Here is a 17116-nt window from a genome sequence, read left to right as displayed (position 1 = left end):
CTCGGTTACCTGCCGTTCAGTGCTTCAGGCGGTGCACTGCTATTCCATCTGCTGAGCAAACTCTACGAGCACACGAGCGTCATCATCACCACCAACCTGAGCTTCAGCGAATGGGCCAGCGTGTTCGGCGATGCCAAGATGACCACCGCGCTGCTCGACCGCCTCACGCACCATTGCCATATCCTCGAAACCGGAAACGACAGCTTCCGATTCAAAAACAGTTCGGCCCATGAGCCCAAAGCGACGAAGGAGAAACGGAGGAACTTGACCACCCCAACCACGACGGACGATACCTAAGGCGGGTCACTTCTCGGCGCAAATCCCGGGTCAGCTCTCAGTGCAAATCAACACAGCGGGGGCGCAGGAAGTGCCGGCGGAAAAGGTGACGGCGATCCAGGCCATGCTGAAGACCATGCAATGCGAGGTCGATCCGGCCAATATCGAGGCCAATGGCGATGGTTTCGAGCTCGATGATGTCTTTTGCGCCGACGGTCAGTACGACATGGATCTGAAGGGCGACTTGACTGTGGCGGAGAAACGCAAGGAATAGGCGAGACGTCCGCCGCTGGGCGGGCGAATCGCTTGGAAATCGGACGGACAGGAAGACGGCGGTAAGCCGTGGGAGGACGCGCGATGGGTAAACTGGGACGTTTCTTGGCTACGGGCCTTTTGGTGCTCGGCCTTTCGCCGGCTCTGGCCGAGGATTTGCCGAAACTGCGGGCGGCCATGCTGGCCTCCGGCACGGTCAATTGGGAAATCACCACGATCAAGGCGAACGCGCTCGACAAGACGAACGGGTTCGAGATGGCGGTGCAGGACTATGCCGACAACGGCGCGACGCGCGTCGCCTTCGAGGGCGGCGAGGCCGATACCATGGTGGCCGACTGGATCTGGGTCGCCTATCAGCGCGCCGCCGGCAAGGATTATGTCTTCATCCCCTATTCGCGGGCTGTCGGCGGGCTGGTCGTCAAAGACGACAGCCCGGTCAAGACGCTCGGCGATCTGAAGGGGCAAAAGATCGGCATTGCCGGAGGGCCGCTCGACAAGAGCTGGCTGATCCTTCGTGCCTATGCGACCAAGAAGCATGGCATGGATCTCGCCAGGGAGACCGAACAGGTGTTCGCCGCGCCGCCGCTGATCTTCAAGTCGGCCTTGTCCGGGGAGACTGCGGCGGCGATCAATTTCTGGCATTTTCTCGCCAAGATGAAGGCCAAGGGCATGCGGGATCTGGTGACTGTCGCAGACGCGGCGACCGAACTCGGGCTGGACCCCGATACCCCGCTCCTGGGCTATGTGCTGAAGGGCGAATTCGTCAAGGCGCATCCCGAGGTGGCGCAAGGGCTCTACAAGGCCTCGGTGGCGGCCAAGGAACTCCTGCGCACCGACGACAAGGCCTGGGAGGGCCTGCGCGGAATGATGAACGCGGCGGACGACGCCGAGTTCGTTGCCTTGCGTGACGGGTATCGCGCCGGAATCCCGAGCGGCAAGCCGATCGACGAGGCGGCTGCCGATCGCTTCCTGCGGCTGATGGCCGAACTTGGCGGCGAGGAACTCGTCGGCAAGGCAACGACGCTTCCGGAGGGAGTGTTCCTGCATCTTGAGTGAATTCGCCCGCCATCCGTCGATCGTTCGCGCGCTGTCGCTCGGCCTGCTCCTGCTGGTCTGGGTCGCCGCTGCGGCGCTGACGGCGGATGCGAGCATCCTGCCGCAGCCATGGGCGCTCGGCGAACCCTTTGCCCGCGCGGCCGGGTCCGGCGCTCTGCCCTATCATCTCGCCATGACGCTCGGGCGTGTGGTGATGGCCTTTGTGCCGGCCATGGCGATCGGCGTGGCGCTGGGCTTCCTGATGGGGCGCTATCCCGCCTTCGATCGTTGGCTCGACCCCTGGCTGGTGGTGTTCCTCAACCTGCCGGCGCTGGTGCTGATCGTGCTCTGCTATCTGTGGATCGGGCTCAACGAGACGGCGGCGATCATCGCCGTGGTGCTCAACAAGATCCCGAATGTCGCCACGCTGATTCGAGAGGGCGCCCGCGCGCTCGATCCCAATCTCGACGCCATGGCCAAGGTCTATCGCATGTCGTCGCTAGCGCGCCTTCGCCATGTCGTCGTGCCGCAGCTCGCGCCCTATATCGCCGGCGCGGCGCGAGCCGGCATCGCGGTCATCTGGAAGATCGTGTTGGTGGTCGAATTCCTCGGTCGCTCCAGCGGCATAGGCTTTCAGATCCACTTCTACTTCCAGCTGTTCGATGTCGCCATGGTGCTGGTCTATTCGCTGACCTTCATCGTCGTCATGCTGATCGTCGAGGCGCTGGTCCTGCAGCCGCTCGAGCGCCGGGCGCGGGCCTGGAGGACGGCATGATCAAGATCGACGTCGAGCGCAAGGCATTCGGCGAGAACGAGATCCTGCGCGACATTCGCTTCGAAGTGGCGGATGGCGAGACGGTTGCGATCCTCGGGGCTTCGGGGATCGGCAAGTCGACGCTGCTCCGGCTGATCGCCGGCATTGACGAGGCCTTCGAGGGTGAGATCGTCCGACCGTCGAACATCGCCATGGTCTTCCAGGAGCCTGTACTGCTGCCCTGGCGCAGCGCGCTGCAGAACCTGACGCTGGTGCATCCGACGCTTGGGGAGCAGGCGGCGCGCGGCGCTCTCGAACGCATCGGCATCGCCGACAAGGCCGGGCTCTTCCCCGGCCAGTTGTCGCTTGGCCAGCAGCGGCGACTGGCGCTGGCGCGCGCCTTTGTCGGGCGTCCCGCGCTCCTTGTCATGGACGAACCTTATGTCTCGCTCGATCCGCAGACGGCGGAGGAAATGCTGGAACTGACCGAGGCGCTGATTGCCGAAACCCGCCCGACGGTGATCCTGGTCACCCATTCCGAGGCGGAGGCGAAGCGGCTGGCCAGGCGCACGATCCGGCTTGCCGGGCGTCCGGCGACGATCGTTGATGGAGTGGGCCCACCGGGGGCGAAGCGGGAGGACATGACATGAAGGGTCTGGAGATCAGCCATGTCGGCTTTCACTATGGCGAGCGAAAAGCGCTAGACGATGTCTCGTTCAACGTCGAACCCGGCCGCTTCTGCGCGCTGCTCGGCCCGAACGGCGCGGGCAAGTCGACGCTTTTTGCCCTTCTGACCCGGCTGATCGTCGCAGACGAGGGAGTGATCAATGTCGCTGGCTTCGACATCGCCCATTCGCCACGCGCGGCGCTCGCCCGGATCGGCGTGGTTTTCCAGCAGCCGACGCTCGATCTCGACATGACGGTGCGCCGCAACCTGCGCTACTTCGCCGGGCTGCACGGCCTGTCCGGCCGTTCCGCCGCCATCGCCATAGACCGGGCACTGGCACAGCTCGGCATGGCCGAGCGCGCCGACGAACTGGTGCGCGCGCTGAACGGTGGACACCGCAGGCGTATGGAGATCGCCCGCGCTCTGGTCCATCAACCGGAAATCCTGTTGCTCGACGAGGCCACCGTCGGGCTCGACGCCGCTTCGCGCCAGGCGATCACCGATCATGTCCATCAGCTTGCCGAGAGCGGACTTGCCGTCCTTTGGGCGACGCATCTGGTCGACGAAATCGCCGTTTCGGACCAGGTCGTGGTGCTGCATCGCGGGCGGGTATTGAGCAACGGTCCCGCGGCTGAACTGGCCGGGGACCGCAGCCTGGCCAAGGCCTTCCTCGCCATGACCGCCGAGAATACGGAGGCCGTTGCATGAGAGCCTGGCTGACCGCGATGCTTGCCATCATCACCCGCGAGAACCTGCGTTTCGTCAGGCAGCGCGGACGCTTCCTTGCCGCCCTCGTGAGGCCGCTCGTCTGGCTCATCGTGTTCGCCGCCGGCTTTCGCGCCGCGCTCGGCGTGTCGATCATTCCGCCCTACCAGACCTACATCACCTACGAGGTCTATATCCTGCCGGGGCTTTGCGGCATGATCCAGCTGTTCAACGGCATGCAGTCGTCGCTGTCTTTGGTCTACGACCAGGAAATGGGCTCGATGCGGCTGTTGCTGACCTCGCCTCTGCCGCGCTGGTGGCTGCTTTTCTCCAAGCTGCTGGCCGGGGTCATCGTGTCGATCGTTCAGGTGATGGTGTTCCTGGGCCTGGCGGCCTTGACAGGCATAGACCTGCCGCTGCTCGGCTATGTGGCCGTGCTGCCGGCGCTTCTGCTCAGCGGCCTGATGCTCGGGGCGTTCGGGCTTTTGATTTCCTCGACCATTCGCCAGCTGGAGAATTTCGCCGGGGTGATGAACTTTGTCATCTTCCCGATGTTCTTCCTGTCGTCGGCGCTCTATCCGCTGTGGAAGATGGCCGAAAGCTCACCGTTGCTGCGCGACATCTGCGCCTACAATCCCTTTACCTATGCCGTCGAGTTGATCCGGTTCGCGCTCTATGGCCAGTTGAACCTCGAGGCGCTGGCCTGGGTTTCCGCCTGCTTCGTCGTTTTCATGCTGGCGGCGGTGTGGGGCTATGATCCGGCCCGCGCCATGCTGCGTGCGCGCGGCCGGTAGCCCCCGGCTTACGCTGGAATCCCGCGTCCGCGCCGAAAACCGCCACTTTCCGCTATGTTGCCGATCGCCTGATTTGCTCCGATCCTGTCATCGACTGAGACGCTCCAGACGTCCAGACTTGAGGAGGAGGGACCCATGATCAAACTGCATCCGGCCATCGACAACGGCTTTCCGCCGGCTAAGCCCGGCTTCCACGGCGGTACGCTCAAATGCAAGTGCGCGACCAATCCGGTGACCGTGGAAATCAGTTCACAGACGGCCCACAACCATGCCTGCGGCTGCACCAAGTGCTGGAAGCCGAAGGGCGCAATCTTCGCGCAGATCGCGGTCGTGTCGCGCGACAATGTCAAGGTGACCTCCGGGGCGGAGAAGCTCCAGATCGTCGATCCCAGTGCTACGATCCAGCGTTATGCCTGCAAGGATTGCGGCACGCACATGTACGGCCGCATCGAAAACACCAAGCATCCGTTCTACGGCCTGGACTTCGTCCATACCGAACTCAGCGACGAGACGGGCTGGTCTCCGCCGGAATTCGCCGCCTTCGTTTCGTCGGTCATCGAGAGCGGGGTCAGCCCCGACAAGATGGGCGAGATCCGCGCGCGCCTCAACGAACTCGGGCTGCCGCCCTATGACGCGCTGTCACCGGCGCTGATGGATGCGATCGCGACCCATGTCGCCAAGCAATCGGGTGCGCTTGCGGCCTGATGAAGGCTAACCATTCCTCCCCCGAGCCCTGTCCGCGTCTCTTCCTTTTCGGAAGCGAGAACGGGCAGGGCTTGAGGGTGTCGGCGGCGCGCCGGCATCCTTGGGTTGGAAGTGCAGGCAGCAACAAGCAAAGCCGCCGATGGTGGATCATCGGCGGCTTTTTGACGTTTCATGGGATGTCCGCATGCGACCGGGGTTTGGTGTTGAAGGTCCTTGTCGCCATTTCGATCGGGGAGGGTGATCGCCGGTTCCGCAGTTGCCTCAGCGCTTCTGCGCCAGCCAGGACGGATCCTGCTTCCATTTGATCGAACAACCGATCGCCGAATGCTGCTCCTCCGGCCCCTTGCCGGTCCTGGCGATGCCAACCATGGCTTCGAACAGGTCGCGCCTCAGATCCGCCGGGCCGATCTCCTTGCGCGAGGCATCCAGCCGTCCGCGATATTGCAACTCCATGCGCTTGTTGAAGCCGAAGAAGTCCGGCGTGCAGACCGCGCCATAGGCTCTGGCGACCCACTGGTCGGCGTCATGCAGATAGGGGAAGGGCAGGGCGTGGTCGGCGGCAAATCGCTTCATATTGTCGAAGCTGTCTTCCGGATAGACGGTGGCATCGTTGGAGTTGATGGCGACGAAGCCGATTCCGTGGGCCTCGAGCTCCAGTGCATCGCGGACGATCCGGCCGATCACCGCTTTCACATAGGGGCAATGATTGCAGATGAAGGCGACGACGAGGCCATTCGGTCCGGCCAAGTCGAGTATGGAGCGGGCGCGCCCCTCGGTGCCGGGAAGCCGGGCGTCGATAGCCTTCCAGCCGAAATGGCAAAGCGGCGCAGTGGATGCCATGGAGCTACCTTTCGTTCTGGACCAGGGGACGGGTCGCGTTGTCTGCGGCGTGGCGCAGGGCGGCGATATTGCCGGCATAGGCATCCGCTCCGCCCTTGAAGACCGCCGAGCCGGCGACGAGGATGTCGGCGCCGGCCCGGGCGACGAGCGGCGCGGTCTCGGGCGTCACGCCGCCGTCGATTTCGATCACGATCGGGCGATTGCCGATCATCGCCTTGATGCGTGCGACCTTGTCCACCACGGCCGGGATGAAGGCCTGGCCGCCGAAGCCGGGATTGACGGTCATCAGCAGGACGAGATCGAGGCGGTCGAGGACGTATTCGATGACGGTTTCCGGCGTCGAGGGGTTGAGCGAGACGCCGGCCTTGCAGCCGAGGTCGCGGATCGCCTGCAGCGAGCGGTCGAGATGGGTGGTCGCCTCGGCATGGACGGTGACGATGTCGCAGCCGGCATCGGCGAAGGCTGAGAGAAAGGCATCGACGGGCTCGATCATCAGGTGGCAGTCGAACACCTTGTCGGTGCGATTGCGGATCGCCTTGATCACCGGCGGGCCGAAGGTGATGTTGGGCACGAAATGGCCGTCCATCACGTCGAGATGAATCCAGTCTGCCCCGGCCCGGCAGACGGCTTCGACTTCCTCGCCAAGGCGCGAGAAGTCGGCGGACAGGACCGAGGGCGCGATGATGGTTTTCTGGCTCATGCTGTCTCCTGACGAGGCTCGGAGGGTGTGGGCGGTTTCATGGCAAAGACACGGCTGGCGGCAATGTCACGACCGATGATCGTGGACAGCTGCTCGGCATTGACCGGTCCCTTGGCCTCCTCGAACAGGCGGTTGGCCTGTCGCAGCCGCGCCCGGTCGAGCGCGTTGCGGATGGACCGCGCATTGGCGAAATGCGGCTGGCTGCGCCGGCGGGCGATGTAGTCGGTCATCACATCCGTCGCCTCGGCGTCGAGGTGGTATCCCTGCCTCTCCAGCATGGTCTCGGCGATCGACAGCAGTTCCTCGTTTGCATAGTCGGGGAAGTCGATGTGATGAGCGATGCGCGAGCGAAAGCCCGGATTGCTTTCGAAGAAGCGATCCATGCGGTCGGAATAGCCGGCGAGGATCACCACCAGGTCGTCGCGGTTGTTCTCCATCACCTGCAGCAGGATCTCGATCGCCTCCTGGCCATAGTCGCGTTCGTTGTCGGGCCGGTAGAGGTAGTAGGCCTCGTCGATGAACAGCACGCCACCCATGGCCTTCTTGAGGATTTCCTTGGTCTTCGGCGCGGTGTGACCGATATACTGGCCGACCAGGTCGTCGCGCGTCACCGAGACGAGGTGCCCCTTGCGGATATAACCGAGGCGATGGAGCAGGTTCGCCATGCGCAGCGCCACCGTCGTCTTGCCGGTGCCGGGATTGCCGGTGAAGCTCATGTGCAAAGACGGCGGTTCATGGGAAAGTCCCATGGCGCGGCGGGCGCGCTCGACCAGCAGCAACGCCGCCGTCTCGCGGATCCGCCGCTTCACGGGTTTCAGGCCTACAAGGTCGCGGTCGAGTTCTTCGAGGATCTCGGCGACGCCCGAGGTCCGGTATTCCTCGGCGAGGTCGACCGAAGTCGGCAAGCTCTCCTGCGTCACGGTTGTCTCGGGCATTGCCATTGTCTCGTCCTTTCGTCAGTTCGTCGTGGTCGACCAGGAGTAATGCTGGGAGCGGCCCGGACCGTCGGTCCGCACCATCCGGAGATCCGGCTCCTTGTCCGGGCGGTTGACGATGAAGGACATCGTCACCGTCTCGAAACCGCGATGGGAATCGAAGGCATTGAGGCGGATGTAATGCTGGGGATTGGCCTTGCGGCAATCGTCGAGCTCCATCATCACGCCCTTGGCGTCCTTCAGGTCGAACATGGGATTGCCCCACATTTCCCAATAGGTGTTGCGGGGATGGGGATCGTCGGTGTACTCGACGCCGATCGCCCAGCCCTTGCGCAGGCAGTATTCCACCTGCGCGGTGATCTGCTCGTCCGTCAGGTCCGGCAGGAACGAGAAGCAGCCTTGGGTGATACGCATTGTCGTTTCTCCTTTTCTCTCGCCCTGTCAGAGGACGCTTACGCTCGGAACGAAGTCCGACGTGTCGGTCGAGGTGTAGTTGAAGCTGATATTGCCCCAGGTATCGAGGGCAGCTTCGAGCGGCTTGCACCACTTGGCGGCGGCCCTCAGAATTTCCGGACCCTCATTGGCGATGTCGCGGCCCTCGTTGCGGGCGAGCACCATGGCTTCGAGTGCGACCCGGTTGGCGGCCGCACCGGCCTGGATGCCCATCGGGTGACCGATCGTGCCGCCGCCGAACTGCAGCACCACGTCGTCGCCGAACAGGTCCAGCAACTGGTGCATCTGGCCGGCATGGATGCCGCCCGAGGCGACCGGCATGACCTTCTTGATGTCGCCCCAGTCCTGCTCGAAGAAGAGGCCGCGTTGCAGGTCGACTTCGTTCTTCGTTTCGCGCAACACATTGTAGTAGCCCTGTACGGTCATCGGATCGCCTTCCAGCTTGCCGACGGCGGTGCCGGCATGCAGGTGGTCGACGCCGGCCAGACGCAGCCACTTGGCGATGACGCGGAACGAGATGCCGTGGTTCTTCTGGCGCGTATAGGTGCCGTGGCCGGCGCGGTGCATGTGCAGGATCATGTCGTTCTGCCGGCACCATTCCGAGATCGACTGGATCGCCGTCCAGCCGACGATCAGGTCGACCATGACGATGACCGAGCCGAGTTCCTTGGCGAATTCGGCGCGGCGGTACATTTCCTCCATCGTGCCGGCGGTGATGTTGAGATAGTGGCCCTTGACCTCACCGGTGACGGCGGAGGCATGGTTGACGGCCTCCATGCAGTATAGGAAGCGGTCGCGCCAATGCATGAAGGGTTGCGAGTTGATGTTCTCGTCGTCCTTCATGAAGTCGAGGCCGCCCTTCAAGCCTTCGTAGACGACGCGGCCGTAGTTCTTGCCGGACAGGCCGAGCTTCGGCTTGGTGGTGGCGCCGAGCAGCGGTTTGCCGAACTTGTCGAGCCGTTCGCGCTCGACGACGATGCCGGTCGGCGGTCCCTTGAAGGTCTTCACATAGGCGACGGGGAAGCGCATGTCCTCGAGCCTGGCAGCCTTCAGCGGCTTGAACGAGAAGACATTGCCGATGATCGAGGCCGTCAGGTTGGCGATCGAGCCTTCCTCGAACAGGATCAGGTCATAGGCGACGTAGCAGAAGTACTGCCCGGGCGTTCCCGGCACCGGATCAACCCGGTAGGCCTTGGCGCGGTACTGGTCGCAGGCGGTGAGGCGGTCGGTCCACACGACCGTCCATGTGGCGGTCGAGCTCTCGCCGGCAACGGCGGCCGCCGCTTCGATCGGATCGACGCCGTCCTGCGGCGTGATGCGGAAGAGAGCGATCAGGTCGGTGTCCTTCGGCTCGTAGTGGCCGTCCCAGTAGCCCATCTGGGCATATTTCAGGACGCCCGCCCTGTAGCGTTCCTTGCCCTTGATCTCGGTTTTCGCATCGGCGTTCATGGCACTGTCCTTTCCTTGGTCGGATGGGAGTTCAGGCGGCTTCAGACCGCGCGTTTGAGGGTTTCAGGCTGCCGCTCGCATAGCGTTTGGCCATGTCGCTCATCGGGATGACCTTGATGCGCGACGCATTGCCCGCCGTGCCGAAGGCCTCGAATCGGGCCTTGCAGACGGAGGCCATGGCATCCATGGCGGGTTTGAGGAACTTGCGCGGGTCGAATTCGTCGCGGCGAGTATCGGCGACACGGCGGAATTCGGCGGCGGCGGCCAGGCGCAGGTCGGTGTCGATATTGACCTTGCGCACGCCGAAGCGGATGCCGCGGACGATCTCCTCGACCGGCACGCCATAGGTCTCGCGCATCTCGCCGCCATGGGCGTTGAAGATCTCCTGCCATTCCTCAGGGACCGAGGAGGAGCCGTGCATGACGATATGGGTGTCGGGAAGCCGGCGGTGGATGTTCTCGATCACGTCCATGGCGAGCACTTCGCCGGTCGGCTTGCGGGTAAACTTGTAGGCGCCGTGCGAGGTGCCGATCGCGACCGCCAGCGCATCGACGCCGGTCTCGGCGACGAAGCGGGCGGCTTCGTCGGGATCGGTCAGCAATTGCGAGCGGTCTAGCGCGCCTTCGAAACCATGGCCGTCCTCGGCCTCGCCATGGCCGGTCTCGAGCGAACCCAGGCAGCCGAGTTCGCCTTCGACCGAGACGCCGACCATATGGGCCAGACGCGCCACTTCGGCGGTGATGCCGGCATTGTAGGCATAGTCGGCAGGCGTCTTGGCGTCCTCTTTCAGCGAGCCGTCCATCATCACCGAGGTGAAGCCGTGCTGGATTGCGGACAGGCAGGTGGAGACCCGGTCGCCATGATCCTGGTGGATGCAGAGCGGAATGTCCGGATACATCAGTTCCAGCGCTTCCATCATCTTGGCCAGCATGATGTCGTTGGCATACGAGCGGGCGCCGCGCGAGGCCTGCAGGATGACCGGCGCATCGCAGGCCTTGGCCGCCTGCATGATGGCGAGGCCCTGCTCCATGTTGTTGATGTTGAAGGCAGGCACGCCGTAACCGCGTTCGGCGGCATGGTCGAGCAATTGACGAAGCGTGATGCGGGCCATGGTCAGGCGTCCTCTCTGTGTGCGGGGGTGGGATTGGAGGTTCTTGTCATCATTTGCGCCCACCCTTATTGTGGCCGGCAAGCCGCAGGGCTTCCGCGACGACATGCTCGGCGGTGATGCCGAAATGCTTGTAGAGTTCGCCAGCCGGGGCCGAAGCGCCAAAGCCCTGCATGCCGATGAAGCTGCCGCGCGATCCCATCCAGCGGTCCCAGCCGAGCCGGCCGGCGGCCTCGATGGCGATGCGTGGCGCGCCGCCGAGGGTCTTGTTCTGGTAGGCCTCGTCCTGCGCTTCGAACTTCTCCCAGCTTGGCATCGAGACGACGGCCGCCTCTATGCCTTTTTCGGAGCGGAGCTTGTCGGCCGCAGCGACAGCGATCTCGACCTCGGAGCCGGTGGCGAGAAGCGTCACGTCGCGTGGCCCCTTGGCTTCCCGCAAGACATAGGCGCCGCGGGCGGAGAGGTTCTCGTCGCCGGGGACGGTGCGCAGCATGGGCAGGGCCTGGCGGGAGAGTGCCAGCACGCTCGGCGTCGCCTTTTCGGTGAGCGCAATCTCCCAGCATTCGGCCGTCTCGATGATATCAGCCGGGCGGAAAACGTTGAGGTTCGGCGTCGCGCGCAGCATGGCGAGATGCTCGACCGGCTGGTGGGTCGGTCCGTCTTCGCCAAGGCCGATGGAATCATGGGTCAGCACGTAGACGACCGGCAGGCCCATCAGCGCCGAGAGCCGCATCCCGCCCCGGGCATAGTCGGAGAACACGAGAAAGGTGCCGCCATAGGGGATGAAGCCGCCATGCAGCGCGATGCCGTTCATCGCGGCTGCCATGCCGTGCTCGCGGATGCCATAGTGCAGGTAGCGACCCTTGAAGTTGCCGGCGGCGATCGGGGCCGTCTGCGAGGTCATGGTGAGGTTGGAACCGGTGAGATCCGCCGAGCCGCCGATCGTCAGGTCTGTCGCGCCGTTGATTACTTCCAGCGCCATTTGCGAAGCCTGGCGTGTTGCGACCTTGGTGGATTTCGTCTGGTGCTCTGCACGGAACTTCGCCAGCCGACGCCCGACCTCGGCGCCGAGATCGCGGCCGATGGTCTGCTCATAGCGCTTGCGCGAGCGGGATGTCTCCCTGCGAATTTCCCAGGCTGTTCGGACAGCCTTGCCCCGGATGGCCACGCCTTCCCACGCCGACTTGATGTCGGACGGGATGAAGAAGGGCGGATGGGGCCAGCCAAGCTTTTCCCGCGTGGCGGCGATTTCCTTGTCGCCGAGGGCGGCGCCATGGGTCTTGTGCGATCCTTCCATGCTGGCGGCCCCCTTGCCGATCCGCGTGCGGCAGGCGATCAGCGATGGCTTGCGGCTCTTGCGGGCACGCTCGATCGCCTTGGCGACCGCTTCCGGATCATGGCCGTCCACGGCTTGTGCGTCCCAGCCGGCGGCACGGAAGCGGGCGAGTTGGTCCATGGAGGTGGAAAGCTCGGTCGCGCCGTCGATGGAGATGTGGTTGTCGTCCCACAGCACGACGAGTTTGCGCAACTTCAGGTGTCCGGCCAGGTCGATCGCCTCGTGGCTGATCCCCTCCTGGAGGCAGCCGTCGCCGGCGACGACATAGGTGAAGTGATCTGAGAGCGACGAACCGAAGCGGGCGGCCATCATCTGTTCGGCGATCGCCATGCCGACGGCGGTGGCGATGCCCTGGCCGAGCGGGCCGGTGGTCGTCTCGATGCCGAGCGCATGACCATATTCCGGATGGCCGGCGGTCTTCGAGCCCATTTGCCGGAAGGCGGCGAGCTCCGTCATCGGCATGTCGGCAAAGCCGATCAGGTGATGGATTGCGTAGAGCAGCATGGAGCCGTGGCCGGCGGACAACACGAAACGATCGCGGTCGGGCCAGTCGGGTTTGGACGGATCGACCCTGATGAAGCGGTTGAACAGCACGGTCACCGCATCCGCCATGCCCATCGGCATGCCGGGGTGCCCGGAATTGGCCTTCTGCACGGCATCCATGGCGAGGAAGCGGATGGCGTTCGCCATGGCCTGCTCGGACACCGCGGCAGTGGTCTCGATCTTCTGCGAAATGTTCATGGCTGTCCTCCTCACGACATGCGGTGCTTGCGTTCGAGCAGCTTGTGGATGAGCGGGGTGAAAATCAGCTGCATGGCGAGGTCGAGCTTGTCGCCGGGCACGACGATCGAATTGGCGCGCGACATGAAGCTGTTCTGCAGCATCGACAGCAGATAGGGGAAATCAATGCCGCGCGGATTGGTGAAGCGGATCACCAGGATCGATTCCGCCGGCGTCGGAATCCAGCGGGCGATGAACGGGTTGGAGGTGTCGACGATCGGCACGCGTTGGAAGTTGATGTCCGTCTGCGAGAATTGCGGGCAGATGTAGTGGACATAGTCCGGCATGCGGCGAAGGATGGTGTCGGTGACGGCTTCGGTCGAATAGCCGCGGGTCGCCTTGTCGCGATGGATCTTCTGGATCCATTCGAGATTGATGACGGGCACGACGCCGATCTTCAGGTCGCAATGCTGGGCGAGGTTGAGGTCCTCGGTCACCGCGCAGCCGTGAAGTCCTTCGTAGAACAAGAGATCGCTGCCCTTGAACTCCTCCCATTCCGTGAAGGTCCCGGGGGCTGCTCCGTATTTCGCCGCCTCCGCATCGTCGTGGATGTAATGGCGGGTGCGGCCGACGCCGCGGCGGCCATATTCTGAGAATACGTTCTCCAGGATTGCCAGTTCGTTGGCGTCGGCGGCGAAATGGGTGAAGTCGTTGCCCTTGGCCTTTTCCTCGGCGACCTTCTTCTTCATCGCCTCGCGGTCGTAGCGATGGAAGGCATCGCCCTCGATGAACGAGGCGGAGATGTTCTCGCGCTTGAAGATCTTCTCGAAGGTGTCCTTGACGGTGGTGGTGCCGGCGCCGGACGAGCCGGTGATCGAAATGATCGGGTATTTTGCTGACATTGGTTTCTCCTCAGGCGCGGAACAGGCCGCGCTTGCCGAACAGCGGCGCGCGTTCACCGATCATGGTGGGGTCGACATGGTAGCGGGCGACGCGTGCCACCTCGCGGCGCGAGCCGAACACCAGCGGCACGCGCTGGTGAAGGCTCTCCGGCTCGATCTCTAGGATGCGGGTGACGGCATTGGTCGCCGCACCGCCGGCATTCTCGACAAGGAAGGCGATCGGATTGGCCTCGTAGACCAGTCTCAACCGGCCCTGGGAATAGCCCCTACGGCTGTCGGCCGGATAAAGGAAGATGCCGCCCCGCACGAGGATGCGGTAGGCATCGGCGACCAGGGAGGCGATCCAGCGCATGTTGAAGTCGCGCTCACGCGGGCCTTCGGCACCGGCAAGGCAGTCGTCCACATAGAGGCGGATCGCCTCTTCCCAGTGGCGGTAGTTCGAGGCGTTGATGGCGAATTCGTGGGCGCGGTCGGCAATGCTGACGGACTTGTAGCCTTGTACGAAGCAACCGAGGCGGCTCGAGAAGATGAAGATCTCCGTGCCCTTGCCGAGCGACAAGACCAGCGCCGTCTGGGGCCCGTAGATGAAAAAACCGGCCGCCAGCTGGCGGGTGCCCGGCTGCAGGAATGTCGGCATCGGGTCGTGCTCGGCGTTCGTGAGGGCCGGAAGGATCGAGAAGACCGTGCCGACCGAGACATTGGTGTCGATGTTCGACGAGCCGTCGAGCGGATCGATGGCAACGGCAAGCCTTGCCTCGGGATTAAGCGAGACGGGATGCTCCAGCTCTTCCGATGCATAGAAGGCGACCGGCGCGCCCTGCAGCGAGGAGAGGAAAAGGTCGTCGCAGATGACGTCCATTTCCTTCTGCATGTCGCCGTCGCTGTTCGAGGCGCCGCGCAGGCCGTGGAGGTGCGCGCTGAGTGCGCCCTGGCCGACAAGCTTGCGAACATCCAGGGCCGCGGTTGCCAGCCGCTGTATGACGGCGGCTACGTCGCGTGCCGTTTCATCGCGCGTGGCGATGCATGAAACGAGATATGCCTCGAGTGTTGCCCCTGACATGATGTCTCCTCCCATCAAGTGTCGGGAGAAGAATGGCGGATTACCAAAGTTTGTAAATTTTATTATATTGACTAACTCAGTTAGAAATATTTACTTACTAATATGCGCAATGTGACCCTCCGCCAACTGCGAACCATCGAAGCCGTCAGTCGGCTGGGCAAGATCAATCTCGCCGCCGGCGAACTGGGTCTGACCGGGCCCGCGCTGACCCTGCAGATCCAGCAATTGGAACGCGACACGGGCGTATCGCTCTTCGACCGGACCCGCGAGGGTATGGTGCCGACGACCTTTGGTCTTGCCTTTCTCGAGGCGGCGCATGCGATCGAGGAGAACCTGTCGGCTCTTGCGGACTCGATCGATGCGATGAGGGGCTTGCGAAGCGGGCGCCTGAGGCTCGGTGTGGTGTCGACGGGCAAGTATTTCGCGCCGCAATTGATTGCAGCCTTTCGCAAGCAGGTGCCGGGGATCGAGATCAATCTCTTCATCGGCAACCGTGCGGAGATCATCCAGAAGCTTCGCGATCACGAGGTCGATATCGCCCTTATGGGCCGTCCGCCGCGCGATTTCGACGTTCGCTCTCAGATGTTCGGCGATCATCCACTGGTCTTCATCGCGCCGGCCGGCCATCCGCTGGCGGGTGTTCTCGACATTTCTCGCGAGCGGATCGCCCAGGAGCAATTCCTGGTGCGGGAAAGCGGATCGGGCACGCGGATCTCGCTGGAGATCTTCCTCAGCGAGGTGCCGCGACGGCTGGAGGAGCTGGGTACGGAAATGGGGTCGAACGAGACGATCAAACAGGCGGTCATCGCCGGGCTCGGCCTCGCCTTCATTTCGGCACATACCATTGAGCAGGAAGTCAAGCTCGGCCGTCTCATCATTCTCGATGTGGTGGACACGCCGATCCGGCGGCAGTGGTTCAGCGTGTCGCGCACGGACCGCGCGACCAATCCGGCCATGCAGGCCTTCGAGCGTTTTCTGCTGGCGGAAGGGGCGCGCCACCTGCCGGTGGTGACGAAGCCCTATCCCGCCAACGCTTTCGGCTAAGAGCGTTCCCGCTGCCGGCTGATCAGCCGTCGGCGCGCGACAGGACCTTCTTCTCGAAGAAGAAATAGGGGCGGAGCTTCACGCCGACCATGTTGCCGGCAAAGGCGAACACGGCCCAGAGCCAGCCGTGCAGGCTGCCCGAAGCGATGCCGGAGAAATAGGCGCCGATGTTGCAGCCATAGGCGATGCGCGCGCCATAGCCGAGCAGCAGGCCGCCGATCACGGCGGCAAGCACCGAGCGCAGCGGAATATCAAGGCTGGGGGCGAACTTGCCGGCCAGTGCCGCAGCCAGCATCGCACCGACGATGACACCGAAGTCCATAACCGAGGTGATGTCGGCGAACACGCTTTCGCTGAGCGCCTTGGCATTCGGCGGAAGCTGCCAATAGGCCCAGGCGGAGGGGTCGATGCCGATCAGCTGCGCACCCTTCGCACCCCACAGCGCGAAGGCCGAGGTGATGCCCCAGGGGCGGCCGGCCAGCGCGAGCGTCGCGAAGTTGAGGAGCACGAGGGCGACCGCACCGGCGACCAGCGGCCAGGGACCACGCAGCAGGCGCGACACGCCCTGTCGCTTCGAGACCGGTTCATTTTCCAGAGCGCCGTGGCGGCGCTTCTCGACCAGGATGGTGACGGCGGCGATGGCGGCAAAGAGGACGAGAGAGACAAGGATGCCACCGGCGGCGCCAAAATTCTCGACCAGCGAAACAGGCGGCAGCGACGGCAGGGCGACCCACCAGTCGAAATGGATCGTCGCGACCACCGAGCCGATGATGAAGAACAAAAGCGTCACCAGCATGCGGGCATTGCCGCCGCCGGCGGTGAACAGGGTGCCTGAGGCGCAGCCGCCGCCGAGCTGCATGCCGATGCCGAACATGAAGGCGCCCGCCAGGACGGAGGTGCCGAGCGGCGAGACGAAGCCCTTGACCGGATTGCCGAACAGCGTGCCGCTGGCCAGGAAGGGAAAGAACAGGATGACGGCCAGCGCCAGCAAGATCATCTGCACGCGCAGGCCGCGACCGCGACCGTCCATGATGAAGACGCGCCAGGCCGAGGTGAAGCCGAAGGCTGCATGATAGAGGGCAATGCCGAGGCCGCCGCCGACGAGGAACAGCGCGCCCTGTTTCACGCCATAGGCGTAACCGAGCAAGAGGGTGCCCAGAACGAGGAGGGCGAGAGCGCCGAGGCCGGGGGTGCCGAGCAGCGGCTGCCGTTCGGGCGCGCTCAGCGGAGATGCGACTGTGGACATGGAAAGGCTCCTGATGTTGAGGTCGCGATCCTATGTCCTGTGGCCCGCTTTCACGAGAAACCCTGTTCTTCGCCGGCGCCGGATCGGCACCCAGTTTTGCGCGTTGGCCAAAGT

General features: G+C 63.9%; 19 protein-coding genes. 9 read left to right on the top strand and 10 right to left on the bottom strand.

Annotation, left to right across the window (positions count from 1 at the left end):
- The 8 genes from RHIZ70P_RS18865 to gfa form a co-directional block, all read left to right on the top strand.
- Nucleotides 1-297, top strand: a 297-nt coding sequence (locus RHIZ70P_RS18865) for an ATP-binding protein (protein ID WP_181904072.1), incomplete at its 5' end; no start/stop codon positions are given.
- Nucleotides 298-337: 40 nt separating this feature from the next.
- Entirely contained in the window at nt 338-550 is a 213-nt protein-coding gene (locus tag RHIZ70P_RS18860; RefSeq protein WP_147294023.1) for a hypothetical protein, read from the top strand.
- A gap of 83 nt (nt 551-633) precedes the next feature.
- Nucleotides 634-1605, top strand: coding sequence for an ABC transporter substrate-binding protein (locus RHIZ70P_RS18855; RefSeq protein ID WP_115672018.1), 972 nt, complete (start codon nt 634-636; stop codon nt 1603-1605).
- Complete coding sequence (locus RHIZ70P_RS18850) at nt 1598-2359, top strand: ABC transporter permease (protein WP_181904071.1); 762 nt, start codon at nt 1598-1600, stop codon at nt 2357-2359. The genes RHIZ70P_RS18855 and RHIZ70P_RS18850 overlap by 8 nt, the downstream gene beginning before the upstream one ends.
- On the top strand, nt 2356-2988 hold the full coding sequence (locus tag RHIZ70P_RS18845; RefSeq protein ID WP_115672016.1) for an ABC transporter ATP-binding protein: 633 nt from the start codon (nt 2356-2358) through the stop codon (nt 2986-2988). The genes RHIZ70P_RS18850 and RHIZ70P_RS18845 overlap by 4 nt, the downstream gene beginning before the upstream one ends.
- On the top strand, nt 2985-3713 hold the full coding sequence (locus tag RHIZ70P_RS18840) for an ABC transporter ATP-binding protein (protein ID WP_115672015.1): 729 nt from the start codon (nt 2985-2987) through the stop codon (nt 3711-3713). Before RHIZ70P_RS18845 ends, RHIZ70P_RS18840 begins: the two co-directional genes overlap by 4 nt.
- Nucleotides 3710-4504, top strand: coding sequence for an ABC transporter permease (locus RHIZ70P_RS18835; RefSeq protein WP_115672014.1), 795 nt, complete (start codon nt 3710-3712; stop codon nt 4502-4504). The genes RHIZ70P_RS18840 and RHIZ70P_RS18835 overlap by 4 nt, the downstream gene beginning before the upstream one ends.
- 135 nt (nt 4505-4639) lie before the next feature.
- On the top strand, nt 4640-5209 hold the full coding sequence (gfa, locus tag RHIZ70P_RS18830; RefSeq protein WP_115672013.1) for an S-(hydroxymethyl)glutathione synthase: 570 nt from the start codon (nt 4640-4642) through the stop codon (nt 5207-5209).
- A gap of 261 nt (nt 5210-5470) precedes the next feature.
- Here the strand turns inward: gfa and RHIZ70P_RS18825 are convergent, their stop codons facing one another.
- Genes RHIZ70P_RS18825 through RHIZ70P_RS18785 form a run of 9 tightly spaced genes read right to left on the bottom strand, consistent with a single transcriptional unit; the run spans nt 5471 to nt 14712 of the window.
- Complete coding sequence (locus tag RHIZ70P_RS18825) at nt 5471-6049, bottom strand: thioredoxin family protein (RefSeq protein WP_115672012.1); 579 nt, start codon at nt 6047-6049, stop codon at nt 5471-5473.
- 4 nt (nt 6050-6053) lie between these two features.
- Nucleotides 6054-6749, bottom strand: coding sequence for a ribulose-phosphate 3-epimerase (rpe, locus tag RHIZ70P_RS18820; RefSeq protein WP_115672011.1), 696 nt, complete (start codon nt 6747-6749; stop codon nt 6054-6056).
- Complete coding sequence (gene cbbX / locus RHIZ70P_RS18815) at nt 6746-7690, bottom strand: CbbX protein (RefSeq protein WP_115672010.1); 945 nt, start codon at nt 7688-7690, stop codon at nt 6746-6748. The genes rpe and cbbX overlap by 4 nt, the downstream gene beginning before the upstream one ends.
- A 15-nt stretch (nt 7691-7705) precedes the next feature.
- On the bottom strand, nt 7706-8098 hold the full coding sequence (locus tag RHIZ70P_RS18810) for a ribulose bisphosphate carboxylase small subunit (RefSeq protein WP_115672009.1): 393 nt from the start codon (nt 8096-8098) through the stop codon (nt 7706-7708).
- A 27-nt stretch (nt 8099-8125) separates the two neighbouring features.
- The gene (locus tag RHIZ70P_RS18805; RefSeq protein WP_115672008.1) at nt 8126-9586 is read right to left on the bottom strand and encodes a form I ribulose bisphosphate carboxylase large subunit; all 1461 of its coding nucleotides are present in this window, start codon (nt 9584-9586) and stop codon (nt 8126-8128) included.
- A 31-nt stretch (nt 9587-9617) separates the two neighbouring features.
- Nucleotides 9618-10697 (bottom strand): class II fructose-bisphosphate aldolase, encoded by a 1080-nt coding sequence (gene fba, locus RHIZ70P_RS18800; RefSeq protein WP_115672007.1) that lies wholly within the window; start codon nt 10695-10697, stop codon nt 9618-9620.
- A gap of 49 nt (nt 10698-10746) precedes the next feature.
- Nucleotides 10747-12771 (bottom strand): transketolase, encoded by a 2025-nt coding sequence (gene tkt, locus RHIZ70P_RS18795; protein WP_115672006.1) that lies wholly within the window; start codon nt 12769-12771, stop codon nt 10747-10749.
- A gap of 11 nt (nt 12772-12782) precedes the next feature.
- Nucleotides 12783-13652, bottom strand: coding sequence for a phosphoribulokinase (locus RHIZ70P_RS18790; protein WP_115672005.1), 870 nt, complete (start codon nt 13650-13652; stop codon nt 12783-12785).
- Between the two features lie 10 nt (nt 13653-13662).
- On the bottom strand, nt 13663-14712 hold the full coding sequence (locus tag RHIZ70P_RS18785) for a class 1 fructose-bisphosphatase (protein WP_115672004.1): 1050 nt from the start codon (nt 14710-14712) through the stop codon (nt 13663-13665).
- 102 nt (nt 14713-14814) lie between these two features.
- Between RHIZ70P_RS18785 and RHIZ70P_RS18780 the strand changes: the two genes are divergently transcribed.
- Nucleotides 14815-15756, top strand: coding sequence for a LysR family transcriptional regulator (locus RHIZ70P_RS18780; protein WP_115672003.1), 942 nt, complete (start codon nt 14815-14817; stop codon nt 15754-15756).
- A 22-nt stretch (nt 15757-15778) separates the two neighbouring features.
- Here the strand turns inward: RHIZ70P_RS18780 and RHIZ70P_RS18775 are convergent, their stop codons facing one another.
- Complete coding sequence (locus RHIZ70P_RS18775; protein ID WP_115672002.1) at nt 15779-17002, bottom strand: YeeE/YedE family protein; 1224 nt, start codon at nt 17000-17002, stop codon at nt 15779-15781.
- Nucleotides 17003-17116: the final 114 nt, after the last annotated feature.

It is taken from the genome of Paenirhizobium selenitireducens ATCC BAA-1503, from assembly GCF_900492185.1.
Classification (GTDB): Bacteria; Pseudomonadota; Alphaproteobacteria; order Rhizobiales; family Rhizobiaceae; genus Allorhizobium; species Allorhizobium selenitireducens_A.
The sequence above is the reverse complement of the archived record's forward strand: the minus strand, read 5'-3'. Positions and strand labels throughout refer to the sequence as shown.